21 protein-coding genes are annotated in these 21418 nt (G+C 55.7%); 13 read left to right on the forward strand and 8 right to left on the reverse strand.

The features are described from left to right. Positions 1 to 7 precede the first annotated feature (7 nt). Both AMUC_RS03220 and AMUC_RS03225 read right to left on the reverse strand, forming a co-directional pair. Positions 8 to 2590, reverse strand: coding sequence for a serine/threonine-protein kinase (locus AMUC_RS03220; RefSeq protein WP_012419641.1), 2583 nt, complete (start codon positions 2588 to 2590; stop codon positions 8 to 10). A gap of 134 nt (positions 2591 to 2724) precedes the next feature. Then, the gene (locus tag AMUC_RS03225) at positions 2725 to 4107 is read right to left on the reverse strand and encodes an ROK family protein (RefSeq protein WP_012419642.1); all 1383 of its coding nucleotides are present in this window, start codon (positions 4105 to 4107) and stop codon (positions 2725 to 2727) included. Positions 4108 to 4307: 200 nt separating this feature from the next. On the opposite strand from AMUC_RS03225, the gene AMUC_RS03230 reads away from it, so the two are divergent. Then, positions 4308 to 5171, forward strand: coding sequence for a CPBP family intramembrane glutamic endopeptidase (locus AMUC_RS03230; RefSeq protein ID WP_012419643.1), 864 nt, complete (start codon positions 4308 to 4310; stop codon positions 5169 to 5171). Further along, entirely contained in the window at positions 5161 to 6057 is an 897-nt protein-coding gene (locus tag AMUC_RS03235; RefSeq protein ID WP_012419644.1) for a thiamine-phosphate kinase, read from the forward strand. The genes AMUC_RS03230 and AMUC_RS03235 overlap by 11 nt, the downstream gene beginning before the upstream one ends. 44 nt (positions 6058 to 6101) lie before the next feature. Here AMUC_RS03235 and AMUC_RS03240 read toward each other — a convergent pair whose 3' ends face one another. Then, entirely contained in the window at positions 6102 to 7943 is a 1842-nt protein-coding gene (locus tag AMUC_RS03240; RefSeq protein WP_012419645.1) for a bifunctional lysophospholipid acyltransferase family protein/GNAT family N-acetyltransferase, read from the reverse strand. Between the two features lie 138 nt (positions 7944 to 8081). On the opposite strand from AMUC_RS03240, the gene cmk reads away from it, so the two are divergent. From cmk to recF, 3 genes are read left to right on the forward strand one after another with little or no spacing between them, the layout of a single operon-like run. Further along, positions 8082 to 8723, forward strand: a complete 642-nt coding sequence (cmk, locus tag AMUC_RS03245) for a (d)CMP kinase (RefSeq protein WP_012419646.1) — start codon at positions 8082 to 8084, stop codon at positions 8721 to 8723. Further along, on the forward strand, positions 8720 to 9331 hold the full coding sequence (locus AMUC_RS03250; RefSeq protein WP_012419647.1) for a lysophospholipid acyltransferase family protein: 612 nt from the start codon (positions 8720 to 8722) through the stop codon (positions 9329 to 9331). Before cmk ends, AMUC_RS03250 begins: the two co-directional genes overlap by 4 nt. Positions 9332 to 9347: 16 nt before the next feature. Continuing rightward, positions 9348 to 10403 (forward strand): DNA replication/repair protein RecF, encoded by a 1056-nt coding sequence (recF, locus tag AMUC_RS03255; RefSeq protein ID WP_012419648.1) that lies wholly within the window; start codon positions 9348 to 9350, stop codon positions 10401 to 10403. Positions 10404 to 10457: 54 nt separating this feature from the next. Here the strand turns inward: recF and AMUC_RS03260 are convergent, their stop codons facing one another. Continuing rightward, on the reverse strand, positions 10458 to 10961 hold the full coding sequence (locus AMUC_RS03260) for a flavin reductase family protein (protein ID WP_042448704.1): 504 nt from the start codon (positions 10959 to 10961) through the stop codon (positions 10458 to 10460). 163 nt (positions 10962 to 11124) lie between these two features. Between AMUC_RS03260 and rnc the strand changes: the two genes are divergently transcribed. Then, positions 11125 to 11820, forward strand: coding sequence for a ribonuclease III (rnc, locus tag AMUC_RS03265; RefSeq protein ID WP_012419650.1), 696 nt, complete (start codon positions 11125 to 11127; stop codon positions 11818 to 11820). Positions 11821 to 11963: 143 nt separating this feature from the next. Then, entirely contained in the window at positions 11964 to 13295 is a 1332-nt protein-coding gene (locus AMUC_RS03270) for a porin (RefSeq protein WP_012419651.1), read from the forward strand. A gap of 42 nt (positions 13296 to 13337) precedes the next feature. Here the strand turns inward: AMUC_RS03270 and AMUC_RS03275 are convergent, their stop codons facing one another. After that, positions 13338 to 14405: a tyrosine-type recombinase/integrase gene (locus AMUC_RS03275; RefSeq protein ID WP_042447663.1), complete on the reverse strand. Its 1068-nt coding sequence runs from the start codon at positions 14403 to 14405 to the stop codon at positions 13338 to 13340. A 501-nt stretch (positions 14406 to 14906) separates the two neighbouring features. Here AMUC_RS03275 and AMUC_RS03280 point away from each other — a divergent pair. From AMUC_RS03280 to AMUC_RS03300, 5 genes are read left to right on the forward strand one after another with little or no spacing between them, the layout of a single operon-like run. After that, positions 14907 to 15542, forward strand: coding sequence for a hypothetical protein (locus tag AMUC_RS03280; RefSeq protein WP_012419653.1), 636 nt, complete (start codon positions 14907 to 14909; stop codon positions 15540 to 15542). 12 nt (positions 15543 to 15554) lie between these two features. Then, complete coding sequence (locus AMUC_RS03285) at positions 15555 to 16712, forward strand: MORN repeat-containing protein (RefSeq protein ID WP_012419654.1); 1158 nt, start codon at positions 15555 to 15557, stop codon at positions 16710 to 16712. An 11-nt stretch (positions 16713 to 16723) separates the two neighbouring features. Next, entirely contained in the window at positions 16724 to 17254 is a 531-nt protein-coding gene (locus AMUC_RS03290) for a hypothetical protein (RefSeq protein WP_143245832.1), read from the forward strand. Beyond that, on the forward strand, positions 17235 to 17624 hold the full coding sequence (locus tag AMUC_RS03295) for a lysozyme inhibitor LprI family protein (RefSeq protein WP_012419656.1): 390 nt from the start codon (positions 17235 to 17237) through the stop codon (positions 17622 to 17624). Before AMUC_RS03290 ends, AMUC_RS03295 begins: the two co-directional genes overlap by 20 nt. 39 nt (positions 17625 to 17663) lie before the next feature. Continuing rightward, entirely contained in the window at positions 17664 to 18728 is a 1065-nt protein-coding gene (locus tag AMUC_RS03300; RefSeq protein ID WP_042447666.1) for a UvrB/UvrC motif-containing protein, read from the forward strand. Between the two features lie 78 nt (positions 18729 to 18806). Here the strand turns inward: AMUC_RS03300 and AMUC_RS03305 are convergent, their stop codons facing one another. Further along, complete coding sequence (locus AMUC_RS03305; RefSeq protein WP_012419658.1) at positions 18807 to 19109, reverse strand: hypothetical protein; 303 nt, start codon at positions 19107 to 19109, stop codon at positions 18807 to 18809. Positions 19110 to 19467: 358 nt separating this feature from the next. On the opposite strand from AMUC_RS03305, the gene AMUC_RS03310 reads away from it, so the two are divergent. Next, complete coding sequence (locus AMUC_RS03310) at positions 19468 to 20136, forward strand: endonuclease/exonuclease/phosphatase family protein (RefSeq protein WP_157738236.1); 669 nt, start codon at positions 19468 to 19470, stop codon at positions 20134 to 20136. Positions 20137 to 20154: 18 nt separating this feature from the next. On the opposite strand, the gene rsmI is transcribed toward AMUC_RS03310, so the two are convergent. Continuing rightward, on the reverse strand, positions 20155 to 20856 hold the full coding sequence (gene rsmI / locus AMUC_RS03315; protein ID WP_012419660.1) for a 16S rRNA (cytidine(1402)-2'-O)-methyltransferase: 702 nt from the start codon (positions 20854 to 20856) through the stop codon (positions 20155 to 20157). A gap of 29 nt (positions 20857 to 20885) precedes the next feature. After that, positions 20886 to 21401 (reverse strand): LPS assembly lipoprotein LptE, encoded by a 516-nt coding sequence (lptE, locus tag AMUC_RS03320; protein WP_012419661.1) that lies wholly within the window; start codon positions 21399 to 21401, stop codon positions 20886 to 20888. Positions 21402 to 21418: the final 17 nt, after the last annotated feature.

The following is a 21418-nucleotide window of genomic DNA, read 5'->3' on the forward strand; positions in this document are numbered from 1 at the left end:
TACTGAATCAACTTGATTTTCCATCGTCTCCCGGCAGCCCTTCCTCCGCCTCCAGACTGTTCATCCATAAATTCCATTTTTCAATGAAAGAGCGGTCCATCTGAAGCAATGCTTTTTCCTGCTGTGTGGCGGAAATGGTTCCCGTCAGCCTGCCAAAAATAAGCAAAGGCTTGGAATACGTATCCGCCAGGGAAGAAAATTCCGCAGGCTGCTTCTGGCGGCATTCCCGCGCCAGAGCATGCAGGGAGTTGAACGGAAGCTCGTTCCAACTGACCTGGTACGCACCGCTTCCTTCCCGGCTGTCCTGAGGCTCCACGGTCAGCAGATGCCCCTTCATTCCTTTCAGGCGCACCCTGGAGCCATCTCTGAGCACCAGAGTTTTCCCCGGTTTCTTTTCCAGCAGTGCGGGCAAAAGTCTCTCCATGCGGGAGAACAACGGAAGCATCTGGTCCGTCATTTCCCGGCGCATGGCCAGGCGGGCTTTCACCGCAGGAGAGGAAATGACTTTTTCCGCCTCTCCATAAACAGTGGAAACTTTCTCATAATCACCGGTTTCCTTCATGATGCCCTCCCCTTCCCGGCAGACGTCTTCATAACTTCTGGATTGGGCGGCCAGCAGAATTTCCCTCCTCTTTTCCTCCTCCAGTTTTTTTTGCCTCTCTTCCGCCTTTTTCCTTTCAGACGCCTTCACGGCTTCCGCAGCCTCCCAGTCCCGCGCAGCCTGGTACTGCATCCTCAAATGATCCAGTATTCCTTCCAGCGCGGCATAAGCCGGAGACATGGAAGGAACTTCCCCGCTGACCATCTGTCCCCGCAGGAAATCCGCCGCGGACCGTTTGGCCTCTACTTCAGCCACCGTTTTTTCCGGCATGTCCTGAAGACGTTTCAAGCGCGCGTACTGGTCCGTATACCTCTCCAGGTTGCTGAGCCACGCGGAAGCCAGCTCACGGACGTTCCTGTCCCGGTCATCCGCCGCATCAGCGGCCACCCGGTCCAGAAAGCCGCCGTATTCCGTCCATCTCCCGGCAAAGTACCAGGATTTCAGCGCCATGCCCACATAATAATGCACGGCCAGGTCAGAATTGGAGCGCAGCCCCGGCATCCGGGAAGACCAGTCCGCGGAGCTCAGGTACATGACCAGGTTGCCAATATCCCTGGAACGTTCCAGTTCCTCAGGGTCCCCGCAGGCTTCCATTTTTCTGCCCAGTTCTTCCAGACGCTCCACCCCTTCCGGGAACTGACCGCGCACCCACATGCACAGAACCTGGTTCAAACCGGCCCAAAGGGATGTGGACAGGGGGCAGTCCGGCTGAGCCGCCAAATCGCCGAACATGGCGGCGGCTTTCACCAGATCCCCCCGGTTCAGGGATTCCTGGGCTTCGTTAAACAGTTTGCCGAAGCGGATGCTGCGCTCCAGCCGCGATTCCGCCGCCCCCCTGTCTTCCAGGGCTGCTTCCGCCGCAGGAGAAATGGGCGAAGGCGGAGTTGCGGGAGCAGGAGCTCCCTCCTCCCGCCATTTCGTCCATCCCCAAACGCCCAACGCCAGCGCCACTATGAAAGCAATGGAGGAGGCAACGATGATGCGGCATTTCCTGCGCCGTGCGCGCCGGGCCTCCACCGCGCGCCGTTCCGCCCAGGTGAGACCGGATTCCTGCATGGCCCGGGCGTATTCCTCCTGCGCCTGTGCCACGGCATCCATCAATTCGGGATAGGAAGAGAACCTGTCTTCCTTATCAAAAGCCATCAGCCTGTCCACAATGAAACAGGTCATTGGGGAAACGTCGTTCACCACCTGCTCCAGGCGAGGGAGATTTTTCTTGTTCTCCAGAAGAATATCGGAAGACTGGGAAGCGTCCACACGGGGAGGCGCACCTGCCAGCAAATGGTACATGGTAGCACCCAAAGCGTACATGTCCGTACGGAAGTCCTCCTCTCCTCGCAACAGCGTTTCCGGCGCGGCGTAATAAGGAGTAACCCATATTTCCCGCTCCATGTCGGATTCACTATGAAGCAGGGACAGGCCGAAATCCACGATTTTGGCGGCTCCGTCGGGGGACAAAAGAACGTTGGCGGGCTTGATATCCCTGTGCATGAGGCCCGCATTCCATGCGGCGTCCAGCCCGCGCACGATATCCAGCGTCAGGCGCAGCACCCTGTCTTCCGGCACACGTTCCTCCGCAGCAATCAGGGCATCCAGGCCATTGCCCTCCACCAGCTCCATGGCAATGTAAAAAAGGCCCTGGTCACGTCCGACGGCATAAAGCTGCACCAGGTTTTCATGGGAAACCCGCGCCATGATCCGGGCCTCCCGTTCAAAACGTTCGCAGCGCAGGGCATCCCCGGCATAAGTATCATTCAGCACTTTCAGGGCCACTTCCCGCCCCAGAACGGCATCCTCCGCCCGGAACACCACGCTCATGCCGCCTTTTCCCAGTTTTCCGGTAATACGATAAGGCCCCATGCGCGTTTTTACACGCGTCAGCGCCTGGCAGCCCGGGCAAATGGCGTTGGCGTACGGAGGCAGCAGGGAAACATCCATGGGCTGTCCGCACGCCGGGCAATTGACGATGTTTTCTTGCTGGGGAATCATGAACGCAGGGCGGCGGAACGGGAATCAGAAAAAAGGAAGGAGGAAAAACGGCGCGGATTGGCCGTCCCCCCCCTCCGAATATGAGCAGGGAGGGCCCCCAGCCAGGGCCCCTCCCGCAAATTTGATTAATCCCGTCAGGAGAGAGCCGGAAGGGAAGCGGCAGCTACGGCCTGTCCGTGGCGCTTGGTCTTTTCATCCGGCACGCGGAGCTGGATCTTCAGCTCGGGGAATTCGGTGCGCAGCACTTCTTCCGCCTTGTCAATGATGATCTGGCCGCCGTCTCCGGAAGCCACACGGCCCAGGAAGAGCAGGTTGCGGATATCATAGAACCTGGCGTAATGGGCAATGGCATAGCCGAAGTGCACGCCGATGGTTTCATAAATCTTGCGGGCGCGTTCGTCGCCTTCCGCCATGGCGGCCTGAACCTTTTTAAGCTGTTCCGGGAAGGGCATTCCTTCAAACTGGAAACCGGCGCGGGGGGCCAGGCGGGCCACAGCCTGCTGGGAGAAGTAAAGGGCGCCTACGCCCATATCCTTGGACCATTCGTCCACTCCGCCTTCCTCCGAGTAGTCCACAGGGGCGAACGCCAGTTCATTCAGCCAGGGCTTGATGTGGCCTTCCGGATCCACGTAGCCGGCGGCCTCGGAGGTGCCCATGGCCACGCCGAGCACGGCGTTATCGTTCATGCCCATGGCCCCTGCGAGGGCGGTGACTTCACCGTCATTCACCACTTCAAAGGGAATGTTGTTCCATTTTTCCTTCTGGAGGGTGCGGAATACCTTGCCGAGAGTCTTTTCAATGTCTTCCTGGCTGACGCCGCGGAACAGGGAGGAAGTGCGTACTTCACTGTTGATGATCACGCCGGCGGAGGATCCGCCGATGGCGTCCACCCGGGGGAGATGAGCGGCGGCGCGTTCCAGAGAATCCTGAATTCCGTCAATGTGATACTGGGGGTCCTTCTGGAAGTAAGGGTCCCAGACCACTTCCTCGGAATAAACCACTTCCCCATTCACCACGGCGGCGCATTTGCGGTCGGAACCGCCCAGGTCAAAACCAATGCGGCAGCCGTCCAGGTTGCGGCCCAGTGTCATGGAGCCGGAGTATTCCTCGGGAAGTTCTTCCACGGAAACCTTTTTCACTTCAATCGGGGAGCCGTAAATCTTCTTGCCGATGAAATCCCAGTCGAATTCGCGGATACCGCCTTTGCAATAGCGGGAGGCCAGCATGTCCGCAATAGCGTCATCCCCGGCGACGAGGATGATATTGCCGCCCTTCTGCCACAGCAGGAATTTCACAATGCGCTCCACATAGGTCTCATTCAGGGCAATGTTTTCTCCGGTATGGGGAAGAAGCTTGCCGGACCAGCGGAAACAGGTCCCGTCATTGCGGGTCAGAGCGATATCCACTTGATGAGAAGCGGGATCGGCGGCGGCTTTGGCCTCAAAAGCTTGATTCCAAAGAACGGCCGGCACGAAGCCGGGGTCCAGCACAGGCGTGATTTTGGGTTGAATATTCATGGCGATAATCCGTTGGAAACGTAGCATACCCGCTTTTCCTTGAAAAGTATTCATTCCCTTTCCTGATGATTTTTTTTGCGGAATGAGGGGAGATAGCTCATTTTCTGCTGGAAAATCACCGTGTTTCCACTAAAGAGACAGGAGCTTTTCTTCCGGCGCGGTACTCTGGAAGGGCGGCCCATTCCACACATGCCTATTCCATGAATGAATTAACGGACCAGCTCATTACCCTGTTCTCTTCCATCCTGATTACCGTCATGTTCCTCGCCGTGGCGGTAAACATATTCCGCCGGAATCATGCGCCTGATACCCGGCATCCGCTGAAATGGCGTATTCCCGTAGGCCATCTGGACATGCTGGACATCGCCATGTGCGGCATCATTGTGCTTTACTTCAGCCTGGGGGCCCTGTTGGCGGCAGCCACGCCTCCGGGGGCTTCCGCTCCGCCCAGCACAACCAACATGGAGCTGGACAGCTACAAGGTTTTCAACGGAACCTGCCTGAATCTCATTCTGGCCTTCGTCCTGCTGGTGCGCATGTTCCATACGGGCCGGATGGAGGCGCTGGGATTGAAAAAACATTCCCTGAAGGTCCTCCTCTACGCTCCGGCGGCAGGTTATCTGCTGGTGCTGGCCATCCACTTCCTGCTGGACAAGGCGGGCCTGTTCCAGTGGATTGAACACGCCACCAACGCCCCGGCCGAACAATCCATTGTTTCCGTGCTGAGGCACTCCAGCGACATTCCCCTGATCACGGTTATCTGCTTCAGCGCCGCCATCGCCGCCCCTCTGGTGGAGGAACTTATTTTCCGCGGTTATCTGTACCCGATCATGAAAAAATACACGGGCGTCTGGTTTGCCCTGATCACCACCTCCCTCCTCTTCGGCATCATCCACGTCAGCCTGGTTCCGTTCATCCCCCTGGCAATCTTCGGAGCCGTACTGGTGCTGCTGTACGAATACACGGGCAGCATCTGGACGCCCATCATCGCCCATTGCATTTTCAACACCGCCACTCTCATCAACATTCTGTATCCCGGCATCCTTCTTCCGTATGGAACCTGAGCCCAGCATCCGGCAGATGGGAGAGGATGCGCTGGTAGCCCGCCTCCTTCCCCTGATGCCTTCCAATCCGTCCCTGGAGACGGGGCCGGGAGACGATTGCGCCATAATCCGGGGGTCAGGAAACCGTCAGCTGCTCCTGAAAACGGACTGCGTGGTGGAAGGCATGCATTTCCTGCCCGGAACGGACCCGGAACTGATCGGGAGGAAGGCGCTGGCACGGGCCGTTTCAGACATAGGGGCCATGGGCGGCACGCCCCTTCACGCACTGGTGACCCTGTTCGTGCACGCAGACCGCCCCATCTCCCAAGTGGAAGGAATTTACCGCGGCATGGGGCGGCTGGCACGGCAGTTCGGCATCAGCATCGCCGGGGGGGAAAGCTCCGGCCTGCCCGCGGACGGGCTCATCATCAACGTGGCGCTGACCGGAGAAGTGGAGGCAGGCAAAGCCGTACTGCGCAGCACGGCGCGGGCGGGGGATCTGATTGCCGTAACGGGAACGCTCGGCGGCAGCTTCCCCACCGGCCACCATCTTTCCTTCACGCCGCGTGTCAGGGAAGGAGGCATCCTGGCCGCCTCCGGCGTAGCCACCTCCATGATGGATCTTTCCGACGGGCTGGGAACCGACCTCCCCCGGCTGGCGGCCGCCTCCGGGCTTGGGTTCCGTATTCATGAAGAGCTTCTTCCCGTGCGCCCGGGGTTTACTGCGGCCCAGGCTGTAGGGGATGGGGAGGATTACGAATTGCTGGTGACCTTCCGTCCCGGCGACCGAGAACGGGCGGCACGACTGGCCGCGGAGCATTTTCCGGAAACGCCTCTCACCGTCATCGGGGAAATGACTGCGGAAACGGCCTCCGCCCTTCCCCCAGGTTACAGGCACTTCAGCTAGCCCGTTAAGAACCGGGGGCAGAGCCACGCAAAACGCCTGCGGAATTATTCCGCCGCCTTTTCCTCCTCTTTCTCCCGCTGCATGTAAGGCAGGAGCTGTTCATACGCGTCTTTGCCCAGATAACGCTTGATGGAACGCTCCGGCGTTTTGAAAATGTCCACCAGGATCAGGCAGTCCAATACGTCGCCAAAATGCTTATCCACGCTGAAGGAAAGAATTTTGCCGTTCAATTTCAGATATTGGCGGAGCAATACGGGAATACCCTTGCCATCCTCTTCTATATCAGCGACCAATTGGGACAGCCCCTGGGCATCTGCCAGCCCCAGAGGGAGGATGCATGATTCCGACCTCTTCAGGTCCGCTTTACGGGGCGGATTGTAGGCCCTCACCTCACTCACCAGCACGGGCTCCATTTCATGCGCCTTCAGATAGGAGACGATGAGGGCGCGGGAAAGGTTGGTGTAATCCCGGGAAATGCTGACTGTGCCGAACAGGTAGCGGTAATGGTGGTTGCGGGCCATGAACTGGCCGATGCCCTCCCAAATGAAACCGAGAGCCAGCGGCCTCTTCTGGTATTCCGGAACAATGAAGGCGCGCCCCATTTCCAGAGAGCGGTCCAGCACCCGCAAAGCGGCAGGGGAAAAGGAAAAGTATTCCCCGTTGTACAACCCTTTCACACCGTAGCGGGCAAGGATTTTGTCCGTTTCCCCCATGCGGTAGGCGCCCACAATTTTCTGGTGCGTTCTGTCCCACAGGAACAGGTGCTTGTAATGGTTGTCGTATGTATCCAGGTCGCAGGCGTTGCCGGAACCTTCCCCCACCTGGCGGAAAGTATATTCCCGCAAACGCCCTATTTCAATAAGGATATTGGGGATTTGCAGGGCATCCGCCACGTACACGTCCCAATCTCCATTTTCCTGACGGGCATGCAGACACTCCGGGGGCAGCGCGTCGATTTCCGCCTGCATATCCTGCACGGAAACGGGGGAGGTCAGCGCGGCCATCTTCGCCTTCCGGTCCTTTTTGTGCACATGGGGGCGGCGGCTTTTTTCATAACTTTTGCCCAGCAGATAGGTGCGCAGGCGCAGATGGGAGACGATGGCTTCATCGGAATCATATTGTCCAAGCTGGCTGAACGGAATGGGCTTGCCTACCACAATGCGGTGTGTCCGGCGGCCGTCCCGACCCACTTCACGGGGAAGGAACGCCACGCGCGCCTTGCGGTTGATCAGGGAAATGCCCTGGAACAGCAGGCTGTTGCGCCCCGGGAAATATACGGGCACCACCGTCGCTTTCGTCATGCGGATAATGGCGGCGATATTCGCGTTCCAGGGGTCGTCCGTCACCCTTTTGTGGGCCAGGGAAAAGCTGGAGACCGTGCCGGCGGGGAAAATGCCCAGAACCCCGCCCTGCCGCAGCCAGGAAATCATCTTGCGCATGCCGGAAAGGTTTTTGCGCCGGGCGTTCTCATCCTCATACACGTCCACCTTGATGAGCCAGGGATCCAGCTCCCCGCACAGGGAAAGCTGCTCGTTGACCAGGATGCGGACATCCTCCCTTACGCGGGTAAGCAGCTCCCCGAACATGATGCCGTCCGACAAGCCGTGCGGATGATTGGCGACGACGACGACAGGCCCTTTCTTAGGAATATTTTCCAGGTCCCCCGGGCGCAGCTGAAGCTTCAGATTCAAATGCCTGGAGGCAAGCTGAAAGAAATTTTCCTGAGAACCGGACTCCTTGTCGCGCACGATCTTGTCATAAGCCTTGTTCAGGCGTTCCAGGCCCAGCAGCTTTTCGGCGGACGCGGCCACCAGAGCAGGCAGACGCGTATTCTCGTCCAAAATGTCTCTGATGTCCACCATCTTCGGGTGCTTGAGCTGGGCCATGCCCCGCTGTATAACGGATTTACGGGAAAAAGTGAAACTCTTTTTGCAACGCCCTTCGGAACGCAGTCTTGATTTCCACAGGGCTCAAAGCTACAATTCAAACGGCTTTAGCCCCCATTTCCAACTCAGAAGACACTCATGCATCCAGCCATCGCCATTGACGGCCCCGCCGCCTCCGGAAAATCCACCGTCGCCAAGCTCATCGCGGACCGCCTCGGCTATACGTTCATCAACACCGGGGCCATGTACCGGGCCGTTACCTGGTACATGCTGGAACAGGGCATCAACCCTGCGGACACGGCGGCCGTGCTGGAATCCCTGCCGTCCGTGCCTCTCTCCTTCGGCAAGGACGGCAGCCGATCCGTAGTTCTGTACGGACAGCATGTGCTGGGCGAAGAACTCACGAGCCGGCAGGTCAACGACCACGTTTCCACCATTGCGGCCATCCCGGAAGTACGCGCCCTGCTGGTGGAACGGCAGCGGGAATATAACCGCCGGGAACCCGTCGTGATGGAAGGCAGGGACATAGGCACCGTGGTTTTTCCGGATACGCCGTTCAAGTACTTCGTCACCGCATCCGAGGAAGTGAGGGCCGCGCGCCGCGCTGCGGAGGGACTGACGGACTCTATCGCGGAACGGGACCGCAAGGATTCCTCCCGCGCCACCGCCCCGCTGGCGCAGGCGCCTGACGCTCTTCTGGTGGATACGTCAGACATGACGATTGACCAGGTCGTCCGTTTCATCACCGACAACATCCAACAAAAACTCTCCTCCAGATGAACTCTTTCTACTGGGTTTTCTACACGCTCTTCAAAAGCATTTCCAAAGCCTTCTTCTCCTGGAAAGTCGTCAACCGGGAAAAACTCATCGAAGACGGCCCCGTGCTCATCGTCAGCAATCACCAGAGCTTTCTGGATCCGCCCATGCTGGGCATTTCCTATGAGGACGGCATCTATTTTTTCGCACGCAAGACACTGTTCCAGGGCATTTTCAAATGGGCCCTGCCCCTCTGCCAGGCTATCCCCATTGACCAGGAAAACCCGGATGCCGCCAGCCTCAAGCACGTGATACGCCTGCTGAAATCCGGCAAGCGCGTACTCGTGTTTCCGGAAGGCTCCCGCACGCCGGATGGTGAAATCCATGACGGCATGGGCGGGATCGGCCTCATCCTGAGCAAAACGAAAGTTCCCGTGCAGCCCCTGCGCATCAGCGGTGCGTATGAAGCCTTTCCCATCGGCGCCCGGTTTCCCAGGCTCCGCCCCGTCACGGTCACGGTGGGAGACCCCATCCCCTTCACGCCGGCGGAACTCAACGCCAAAGGAAAAGATGCATACCAGCACCTGACGGACAAAATCATGGACGCCATCCGCTCCCTCCCTGCGGAATAACCCCTTTCCCGGCCCCATGATCTCCAGGCTGAAATTAATGGACTTCCGTTGCTACGGAAGCTTCTCCTGGCAGATTCCGCAGCAGGGGGCCATCATCCTGGGAAACAACGCCCGGGGAAAAACCAGCCTGCTGGAGGCCGTTTGCTTCCTGCTGCGCCTGCAATCCCCGCGCACGGCCCGGACCGGGCCGCTGGTCTCCCACGGAAAACAATCCTTCGGCATCCGCGGAGAACTTCCGGGGCAAATCCGGCGCATCCTGTGGGCGCCGGACGCTCCGGACCTCCGCGTCAACGGAGAGCCTCGTAAAGACCAGCGCAGCTACCTGGCGGACAGCTATCCCGTGGTATGGATGGGGAATGACGACCTTTCCCTGGTGCAGGCCGGCGCGGACGCCCGCCGGAAATACATGGACTTTCTGGGCAGCCAGTGGCATCCAGGCTACAGACTGGCTCTGTTCAGCTACCGCCGGGCGCTGAAAACGCGCAATTACCTGCTCAAGCACAGGCACCGGGACAAACTCCAGCTGGACGCCTACACGCGACAGCTGGCCCTGCACGGCACGGAACTGAGAAACCTGCGCGCCAATCTGCTGGCGCTTCTGGCGCCCCATATCGCCCTGGCCTACCGCAATATCGGCGGAAGGCAGGAACAGGTCTCCATCGCTTACCGTGCCTCGGAGGAAGGAGACCTGTATGAACGGCTGTGCGCCTCCATGGACCGGGATATCCGGTACGGACAAACCCAGAACGGCCCCCACCGGGATGACTTGGACATCACGCTGAACGGCAGAAACGCCGCTCAATTCGCCTCCGAAGGGCAGCAGCGCACCACCGCCATCTCCATGAAGCTGGCGCAGTCCTCCCTCCTGACGGAAGAAACGGGACATACGCCCATCCACCTGATTGACGATGTCTTCGGGGAGCTGGACCCCACGCGCCGGATAGCCTTTCTGCAGTCGCTTCCAGCGGACGCGCAGAGCCTCATCACCACCACCCATCTGGACTGGCTGCACAATGCTCCGTGCCCCCTGCCAGCCTTCCGGCTGGAGGATGGCGCCCTTGCCCCCCTCTGAAAAAGCGCGGACAGAAACAACGAACAGGCGTCCGCCTGCGGCATTTCCGGGGCGCTATTCCTTCACCCATACGTTCAGGATTTCCACAATATACATCTTATGGAAATCCCCGGCGGCATACCACTCCGGCACAATAGATTTATCCAGAAAAGCTTCCGGGTTGAGAGGCTCCGCGTACAGCTTGCGGCACTCCAGCACCAGGCGCGCTTCCGTAAAACTTACATTGCCGTTCTCCGTCACGTATGGCGTCAGGCCGGAAGCGGCCACCTTGTCCGTATCCAGTCCGCTCGTTGTTCCGCACACGGTCAGAGCCTTATGGTACTCATGGCTGAAAAAGGAAAGCGTCAGCTCGTCCCCGGCCTCAATAAAACGGAAGGTATGGCGCTGGGGGCGGATAACTACAAACGCCACAGGCTTCTTCCACATGAACCCCAAACCGCCCCAACTGGCCGTCATCATGTTGAAATGCTCCGGAGAACCCGCCGTCACCAGCATCCAATCGTCCCCAATCAATTGTACGGCATTATCCTGAATCTCCTTTGGTTCAATCTTTTTCATCATCGTCTCCAACGTTCGTTCGCAAACTATCCTACACCCCTCCTCCCATATGTCAAAGCTGTGGAGAGGCCGGGATGACGCGGGAAAACAAATTCCGTCCCCGCCGGGAAGCTCCCTCCGTTTGGAGTTGCATTTCCGGAACGGCGGCCCTAGCATTTCCGGGATGAACCACACCGCGCTGGAAGACAAGCTGGGTTACCGTTTCAACAATCCGGATCTGCTCGTTCAGGCCCTTACCCACCCCAGCACGGACAGCAAGCCGGAAACGCGCCGGGCGTATGAACGGCTGGAATTCCTGGGAGACGCCATCCTGCAGCTGGCCGTCACACAGTACCTTTACCACCACATGCCCCAATCCCCGGAAGGGGAACTAACCCAGCTGCGCGCCCGGACCGTCAGCCGCGCCAATCTGGGCAAATACGGCTTTATCCTGGGGCTGGATAAACACATTGCCCTGGGAAAAGGGGAGGAACGGGCCGGCGGACGGGGCAAAAATTCCATCATCGCCAACACATTTGAATCCGTCTTCGGAGCCATGTCCCTGGATTCCGACTATGAAACGGCCAAGGCTGTAGCCCTGCGCGTCCTCCATGAAGCTCTGGATTCCGCGGCCAGCCATCCCAAGGAAATCAACCCCAAGGGGGAACTCCAGGCTATCCTTCAGGACATCCTGCCCGAAACTCCTTCCTATGAAACGGAAGAAAAAGGGCCGAGAGACGCCGAAAACCGTTTTGAATCCCGCGTTTTCTGGCATGGTCACGCCATTGGAGCCGGTTCCGGGGCCAGCAAGAGGAAGGCGGAAGTGGCCGCCGCCGCAGACGCCCTGGACGCCAGGGCATGGCTCCGCATGACCTTGTAACCGCCAAAGGGGGACGGGTGGCTATTTTGTCACCCTTAAGCCTTGGACACTCCTGTGGCTGGTTTGATAGACAGAAGCCGTCTCCGTGAGGAAGAACCTTCCCCGGAAGACCTTCTCACAGACAAACCAACCATAGAAAACAAATGAAGACCTATACTCTCCCCGTCATCGGCCTCATGACTCTCGGAGCCTCCGCCTTTGCCGCTGCCGCGCCCTCTACCGGAAACTCCCTGCCGGCCCGCGACAACTTTTCCGCCTGCAAATGGCTCGGCGACCGTTTCAAGTGGTTCAACTCGGAACGGGACCACAAAAATCCCTACATCCAGGAATTCAACGTTTCCCTCCGCATGCAGTACGGCCTGGACTGGATTGACCCGAACGGCGAAGGCCGCGTCATGGGTGAAAAGGAAGGCAACGGTCGCCGCTTCAATGATGAATGGCGCCGCTTCCGCGCCGGGTTCAACATGAAGTTTCTGAACAACTTCAAGATCAACAACGTCTGGAACATCGGCGGCATGGACGGCCTGGAAAGCTACAATGCGAAAACCAACACATGGGACACCTCCGACCTGACCTACTCCCTTTACGAACTGAATCTGGAATACAAGGGAGGCCCCGTCACCTATGCCATCGGCAAAATAAAGCCGCGCATCACCGGGGAATACCGAACGTCCTCCTCCGCCATTCTGACTATCGAACGCTCCATGCTGGTCAACCAGCTCCGCCCGGAAACCAATTACGGATTCCAGGTGAACAATTCCGACAAAAAGGACAAGCTCGGCTGGGCCGCAGGCGTCTGGCTGAACGGTAACGGAGGCACCGGAACCGGCACGTTCAACAACCGCATTGAACCCGCTTTCAACTCCCGGGACAACTGCTTCATCACCGGCACGCTGAGCTATGACACGTCCAACGACGTTTTCCTGAAGAAAAGCCGTCTGTGGCTGGATTACGCCCACAATTTCACCAAGTGGGGGGACGACGCCCAAAACAAGGCGTATGAAAAACTGACCGGTTACGGCTTTAAATCCAAATACCAGGGTACCGGAGCCAGGGACGTGGTAGCCCTGACCTGGGAAGGTTCCGAGGGAGATTTCTCCCTGATGACCGAAGTCATGGCCGGCTTCAACGTCATCGGCATGAAAGCGGGGGCTGAAAACGTCTTCGGCGTAACCGTCATGCCGTCTTACAAGTTCACCCCCCACTGGGAAGGAGTGGTCCGCTACCAGATGGCGGCGGGCAGCAACGCCGTAAAATGGGAAAAACGCTATACGCAGAACTCCACTTATTCCGGAACTTCCGACTGCATGCAGGCCCTGTACTTGGGCGTCAACTACTACATTTTCGAATGCAGCCCGAACATGGCCAAGATCATGGCGGGCATCGAATACGCCCATTCCAACGGCACGGACGCCAGCCGGCAGAAAGGCTTTACCGGATGGAGCTACAACATCGCCTTCCGCACCAACTTCTAATTGCCGGACGGTATCATCCCGTCAACAGCTGGCCGCTTCTGTTCAGGGGCGGCCATTGTTAATGGTGTGACGCCCCGCATGGCAGTTCCCCCAAAAAACGGCGGCCGTCATTTCCGTAATGCCTTCCATATTCAAATACCTGGTCCTCAGCAAATCGGAAGAAGAATGCCCCATTTCCATCTGCAATACATGCAAATTCTTGAAATGCCTGGCAAAATAACTGGCAAACGTATGCCTTAACATATCCGCAGGCCACTTCTTTTCCTTCCCGTCCCACCCGGCCAACCGTCTCAGCTCCCTCCACTTCGCCGGCCAGTTGCGCGGGCATACGCTTCCCGACACAAATCCCATAGCAACCGCTCTTTCCAGCAGATTTCCCAAAACCGGCCGGATCGTCACGATGCGGGCTCCTCCCGTCTTGCTGTGGCGCGCCCTCAGGGAAACCATTCCCTCCCTTAAATTAATCTGTGCCCAATCCAGCCTTCTCACTTCTTCCGGGCGGATGCCGGCATACAGCATCAGCCCAACCGCAGCCAGGCACGCCCCTCCGTCATACTCTTCCGCCGCAGCCAGCAACCGGCGCATTTCTTCCAGGGACAGCACGGGAATGGAATGCTCCTTCAGCCTCGGCAGATCCACATACGCCACCGGGTTTTCCGTGCACCAGCCGCGTTTCACAGCCGTTCCGAAAATACCGCTGAGCACCAACCGGGCCTTATGCCTCTGCCTGAGGGTATCAAATGATTTTTCCAGGCAGGCGCGGCATTCCCGAGGCGTGATAAAGCGCACGGGCCGCCGGGCCATTTCCGGACAAAACCTCAACAACCGCCGGCTGATATAACGGAAATCATCCCTGGTTCTTTTCCTGCGATCTTGCCGGGCCTCCATGGCCTCATCCACGGCTTTCCTGAACGCCACGGTTTTTCCTCTGGCAACCAGGGCCTCCTCTCCCAGCCGGATGCATTCCCTTGCCCTCTTCCATCGGTTGCCGCGCCCCTTGCTGGCCTGCAGCAATTCATGCGCCAGCTGGGCGGCTTCCACCACATCCAGCCCTGTCTTTTTCAAAATGGCCAGCGCCGCATGATCCGTTGCTAAAATTTCCTCTTTCATTTCATCTATTTTGCAACGGTTTCGGAATCCGTAGTCAAGCAAAAATAGTCGTTTATTAATCAAAATGTTCGGCAATTCCATGGATGCCGTTTCACCGCCCCGTCATATCAGCAATTCCCTTCCAGACAGTTTGATGACAAAGAGGACACAGGAATTCCTATACGGATTCCGAATCCGCTATTGGCAAATGCAGGTCTTCTTCTTTGGGCATCCGCAGTCGCATGACGCTGCACGGAATCTCCCATCAAAAGAAGGCCTGCCAAAATAATTCCTTTGGCCTGTGTCTCAGGCAAGAGAATGAAACTGGCAGGGAAAACGGCTAGTTCAACGCCCATATGAACCTCATGATTATTGAAATGACGGAAACGCGCTGCCTCATTCTGGAAGAACTGCTCAACACCATTCAAAGCTGCGATCTTTAATCCGGAGTTCCCGGCTTGAACGGTTCGCAACCAAATCTTCCCCTCTACATCAACCCTGTTGCTGAATAGAGTTTATTCCATGAAAAAGTCGGAAAACTTTATGGACGTCTTTCATAATATTGTCCAGATCATCGGGAAATCCCTAGAAGGAGGGTATTCCCTGACGCTGGCGGAAGAAATCATCGTGTTCATCATGGCTGTCTCGCTGGCCGCCTTGATTTTATGCTTTGTGGCCTTTTGCAGGAAGACACTAAAGCCGAATGCTGAAAATATAGGCCTCCTGCTAATCGCCCCTTTGATGGGAACAGGTCTGATCGTGACCGTTTACGCCTACGTGACGGAAGGTTTTTTTGCAAGCATGACTCTGTTATGGATCTTCAGCGCCATTACTATCGGGATAGGAAAGGGTTCGGGACTCCTCCCAGAAGAGGACACTTTCGGCAGCGTCATTCAAGAAACGAGGGAAGAATGGAAGGCGGAAGATAAATATGCGGATGCGCTCGAAGGTAAAAGCATTGTATTCAAAGACGGCACCAGAGGCACTATCCGAGGTAACGACATGGAATCTTCCATGGAAAAGTGGGGATTTCGCCTTGGAGGGCTGGGAGTCGGCCTCGCCATAGGGGCCGCCATCATCGGCCCTATTGTCTGGATAGTATGCATTAAGCAGGCATTCCATGCCGGATGTATTGCTTTTAACCAAAAAACGGAATAATTCCTCTATTTTATGCTGAGCGTCTCTACACCGCCGGAAACCTGTCCTGAGGAAAACAACGGACATTCCCACAACACGCAGACCTATCCACATGGAGAAAGCTATGCAGGAGAATGCAAGAACGGCCTGCGCCACGGGAAAGGGATCTATTATTTTAGCGATGGTTCCTGGGTACAAGGGACATGGGAAAACGACAAGCTTTCCGGAAATGCCACCTTTTACCATGCTCAGCACCAGCGGACGGATCAGGGAACTTTTTGCGGAACAGCCAGAAAAGGCCGTGGAATGATGACATGGAAAGACGGCAATATCTACAAAGGTACGTGGAACGATACGGAAGAAGGGTTGCAGGGCAAAGGAATCATGCTCTCCCCTGAGGGGAAAAAAGAAGCAGGAAAATGGATAAACGGCTTATGGAAAAGACGCTTTTCTTATAAAAATTCATTTTACGACATCATCTATCCCATCCAAAAACATCCTGTTTCTTCCCTGATTTCCTTTTTCCTTATCATTACCCTGCTTATCCCTGGAATAACTATTGACGCAAAGTCGGAATTTTCAGATCCGTATATTATTTTTCTACTTACAGGCGATCTATTCCCGTCAGTAAAAAATGCCGCTTACGTCAATATGGCCTGCATCATATCAGGTTCCGCCCTTCTTATGCTCTCCGTGTGTAGCCCTGTTTTTAAACGAATTACTGGAATTCACCATAATCCTTTAACAGCCATATTTTTGTCATCCATTTTCATTGGCGGATCCATGGGATTTCTGCGTACCTCCTACCAAGGAGAGTTCTTTTACACCATGATATCCATTTTCAGTCTATATTTTCTCATTTTTATGGCGAAATGTTATTATCAGTCCGTAAGGTTCGAATTTGCTCTCATTGCAGGTATTCTGTTCTCATGGCTGTCCATGTTACTTTTCAGGAATTCCTATTATCTTTTTGAAAATATGTGCTGGCCTTATGCTCTTCCGCTGCTATCGGTGCTCGCCTGTTTTGCATGGGGCCGCATTAAATACGAGCAAAACGGATTTTTTCCCGCTCATAAATCATTTACGCTGGCCATAGCCGGCATTTCAATAAATTACATTATTCTGCATCCCTGGTTGGACACCAATAAAATCCTGTCTCATTGGAATAGCATTTTTTCCAGCATCAACTAATGAATAAACTCATGAAACCTATTCCCCCCATTTTTTCTTTCCTCATCATTGCCGCCGTGTGCTGGAGCCGGTCATTTGCCGGAGAAGTTCAATCTCCTCCGTCTCTGGAGGGGGCATCGCTGGAAATTTCCGCAAGAAAGGAAGAATATAAAAATTTGCATCATGATGTTTTTCTGAATTTAAAGGACGGCATTTCCTGGGAGGGGAGTGAAGATAGAATCGTTACATACGAACCCAAGGGGAAAAACGCTCATATCATTGTCGTTCATTGTGATAAGCGGAAAGAGGATTATTCTTCCGGGGAAATATACGAAAAGAATCCATCCCTGTTCAGACGCTATTATTTATCAGGGGAGAAATCCTATGAAAAGGCAAAGGGAGAAAACCCGAAGCCGGCCACCATCACGTTCACAGACAAGGGAGGCTATTGCTATTACAAAGGGATTCTTCAAGGCTATCTTACTTGTGCTCAAAAACAGGAAGCGGAAGACCTCACCGGAATTCCGGTAACTATTTTGCTGGATGAAGAAAAAAACTCCTGACCCGGAACTGGAAACATTGCTCGACCAGATTGACGGAGGAGAACTCACGGGGCGCCAGAGCAATTACGTACGTCAGGAGCTGTCCGCGTATTGGGAAAAACGACTTCATAAAGCACATTCGGCCCTCATGAAGCATTACTCCCATGTTCCGGCCATCGCGGAAAAATTGAAGGCGGCGCAGAAGGGATGGGAAAGTTATCAGGACTCCCTGGCAGAGGCATATGCCGCATGCCTGATGCAGGAAGATGAAAAAGAACAAAAGAGCCAATGGTTTCAGTTTAACATGCTCCGCCTGGAGTGCGATAATACCGAGTGGCATTGCCGCATCCTGGAAGAACTGCTGGACACGATCAAACAGAACGGTCTTTAACCGGACGAAAACTACCAACCATCACCATATTAAATACATATGAATATCGCAAAGACATTCCGCACTTTTTCCCGGACAGGCGGAGCCATTAATATTATTCGAGCTGCCGCATTCATTCTTCTTACCGTCCCGGCTTCAGCGCAAATACCGCCGGAGGCAAAGATGCTGGAACTGACTTTTCAGGAACAGGAAAGGAAAATCAACGACGCGGCTTTTGCCAAGTACAAGCCGGAGCTGGTCAGGCTCATGAATGAATGCGTTAAAAACGAGGATTTTGAACAGGCCAAGCATATCAGGGATATTCTCGAACGGAAGTCCCTGCCCGGCATTCAGGAAGAGGAAAAAGAGGATTACTCGCATTTCATCGGGCAATGGGAAGAAACGGCGGGAGGATACGTTTATTTAAGCCGCTTTGATGGGAAGCAGGCGCAACAGAAGTCCGGCAATACCGGATGGCTGGGCAAAGGCGGAGTGGACAAGGATTTTTCATCCCCTGACATCATCAGGCTCAATGAAACCCGGACGGTATGGTTCTACTGGATCAAAACGGACCGCGACGACCATATTTTCCAGGTTAACCACGCTACCAAACTGGTTTCCCTGTTAAAGCGGAAGGGAGCGCGCGAAAAAGAAGCGAATCGTTCCACCTATTCCTCATCTTTCCCTAAATTCGACCTTCTTTCTGAAAAAATCCATGCCGATATGGCAACCGGCAAAGGAAAACTGGCCCGGCAATACGCTCAAGCCCTGCAAAAAAAGAGCAGGGAATGGGGTGTTTCCGGTCATTTGGAAGCGGCCATCTGGGCGCGCAAACGGGCCGAGGGATTGCAAAAGGGGAATCATAAGGAGAAACAGCAACTCCAGGACATCACCGGAACATGGGACTTCCCTTCAGGCACCGTTCAAATTAAGGATCCGAAAGAATTCCGAATGGAGGGGGAAAGCATGACGTTCGAGTATCTGAGATCCTTAAATGACAGTGTCCACCTGTTCCATATCCAGGAAACCAAACAGAAGAAAATGGTAACCCGGATTAACAACCTGCTTCTCATTATCCCTTATGACTGCCGCGGGCCATTCCAGGAAGGGGTTATGAAACCCTGAGCTTTTCCGTAAAAGAGCCTCTCTTTTACGGGAAGCCCATTTCAGAAAACCGCAACCCATGCCTTTCCCGAATCAGGGTTACCCAAGCCCACCCCCGTCTGTCGATGATTTTAAGGCCATCAGCCTGGGCAGAGCCGTGTATTCACGGCCTTTTTTCATCAGGCCGCCGGCGCTCACCAGATTCTGGAGTTTTTCGTAAATCCTCAGCCTCAGGATTTCCTCTCCGCCCAGGGACATGTGCTTTGCCTTCATCACGACAACGGTACGCTGAAAAATGTCATTGAATTCCAGCATGCCCGCTTCATGAAGAATGAGAATAAGCTCATCAGTCACCAAATCCGGTGTTTTGCGCGAGGAACGTGATCTCCTATCCTCCAGCATGATGATAGGATATTATCATGACACACTTCCAGCCGTCAAGTTGATAAAATTTGCGTCATTTTCCACCGGCATACGGCTCAAAAAGTACCAAAGGCGAAGGGTCCGACAGCGAATGAGGCCTGTTCCGGAAACCGGAAATGAGTTGCCGCCCCTTCTCTCCGGAGGACTTACTTATCCAGAAGGAGAAAAGATTCTCTGCAAGAAAAGGGAACGGGGAACACGTATTACCTGCAGCCCGGGCAGCAATACGGAGCTTTTTACAGAGATGAAAGGAAATAAACGGTTCATTTTCAGGTTATGTGCAGCAGCCGCGCTTTTTCTTAGCCTTTTTCCCCTGCAGGCCGGAGAATGCACGCTGATGAGCTATAACGTAAAGAACGGCACCGGCATGGACGGCAGGAGGGATTATGACCGCACGGCCCGGGTAATCACGGAGGAAAAACCGGATGTCGCGGCCCTTCAGGAGCTGGACCAGGGGACAATCAGAAGCGGCGGCAGGGATACCCTGCAGGAATTGGCCGCAAGGACAACGTTGACGGGGACCTATGCCAAGGCCATTGATTATTCAGGCGGTTCCTATGGAGTAGGTATTTTATCCAGGGAAAAACCTTTGAGCGTCAAACGGATTCCTTTACCCGGCAGGGAGGAGGCCCGTGTACTGTTGATGGCCGAGTTCAGGGATTACTGGTTTTGCGTCACGCATTTGTCCCTGACCAGGGAAGACAGCAACGCTTCCATTGATATGATTGCCGCCCTGGCCGCAAAATGCAGCAAGCCCTTTTTTATTGCAGGGGATTTCAATTTAACGCCGGATTCGGAACCGATAACCCGGATGAAAAAATATTTCATCCTGCTGAGCGATCCGGCCCAAAAAACGTTTCCCGCCGGGCATCCGAAGGAATGCATTGATTACATCTGGATGTACAGGGGAAAAAAGACGGAGGCGTTCCATGTGAAGGAACGCAGGGTAATTGAAGCTCCCGCCGCCTCTGACCACCGCCCGGTCAAGGTGACGGTCAGCTATTGACATGATGCTTCCGGCCCGTCACCGGGTAGCCCGCGGGGCATTGACGCCGCCCACCAGCAGCACGATTTCCCCCCTGGGGGGGCGTTCCGCAAATTCCGCCGCCAGCCGGGAGGCCGGACCGCGATGGTAAGTTTCAAAGGTTTTTGTCAGTTCCCTGGCTACGCAGACGGGAATATCCGGATCCAACGCCGCCAGAGCCTGCACGGTTTTGACGATGCGATGGGGGGATTCATAAAAAATACTGGTATGGGAAGCTTCCACTGCCGTTTGGAGCACAGCGTTTTTTTTCCCGGATTTGACGGGCAGAAAGCCGCCGAAGAAGAATGCGTCCGTAGGCAGTCCGGACCCCACCAATGCCGTCACCACGGCGGATGGCCCGGGAAGGACGGTGAAGCTTACTCCCTTTTCCTTGAGGGTCTGAATGAGACGATAGCCCGGATCGCTCACGCCAGGCATGCCCGCATCACTGATCACGGCAAAGCTTTCTCCGCCGGCCGCGCGCGCCGCAATTTCCCCGGCACGCGGCTGCTCATTGTGGTCATGCATGCTTACCAGCGGTTTGCGGATTTCATAATGGGAAAGCAGAAGACCGGAATGGCGGGTGTCCTCACACGCAATGACATCCACCTTGCGCAGCACGTCCAGCGCCCGCAGGGTGATGTCCGCCCGGTTGCCGATCGGCACCGGAACAAAATAAACGCTGTATTCCACTTTCTCCATAAGCACAGATTTTCCTGAACCGGGCGGGATTAGCCATTGGTAAGGGTTTCCGCAATGGAAGTAGCCACCAGACGGGCCGCATAGGAAAGGGCATTCGTGCGGGCCGACTGAATGTTGCCCTGGTCAAAGAATTGACCTACTTCCTCCGCAGAGCCGGCATACAGAATTTCCTGCGTCCTGGCGTCCACCACACGGTATTTGACAGACAGGCGCAACCCAAGTTCCGTACTCTTGTAGGTGTCTTCCCGGCTGGATCGCAACTGGTCGAAGGTGATGGAGTACACTTCCCCCTCCACCCGGATATCCGCATCCGCGCCGGAGCTTAACCGGTAGGTGCCGTCCCGCTGCAGCTCATCCGCCAAGGCGCCGGTCACCAGCGTGGCGGCACGGGGCTCCAAAGAGTTGTTGGCAAAAAGGCATACCTTAACGGTCTGGGCCAGTTCCAACTTGGGCGGCTTGGTGCCGCCAAGCTGGTAACCGCAAGAACCGGCCAGGAGGCAAAAAACGGGCAGGAAGAGTTTGAAAACGTTCCGGATACGGTTCATGAGGACGGAGAGTTCCT

This window comes from Akkermansia muciniphila ATCC BAA-835, assembly GCF_000020225.1.
GTDB lineage: Bacteria > Verrucomicrobiota > Verrucomicrobiia > Verrucomicrobiales > Akkermansiaceae > Akkermansia > Akkermansia muciniphila.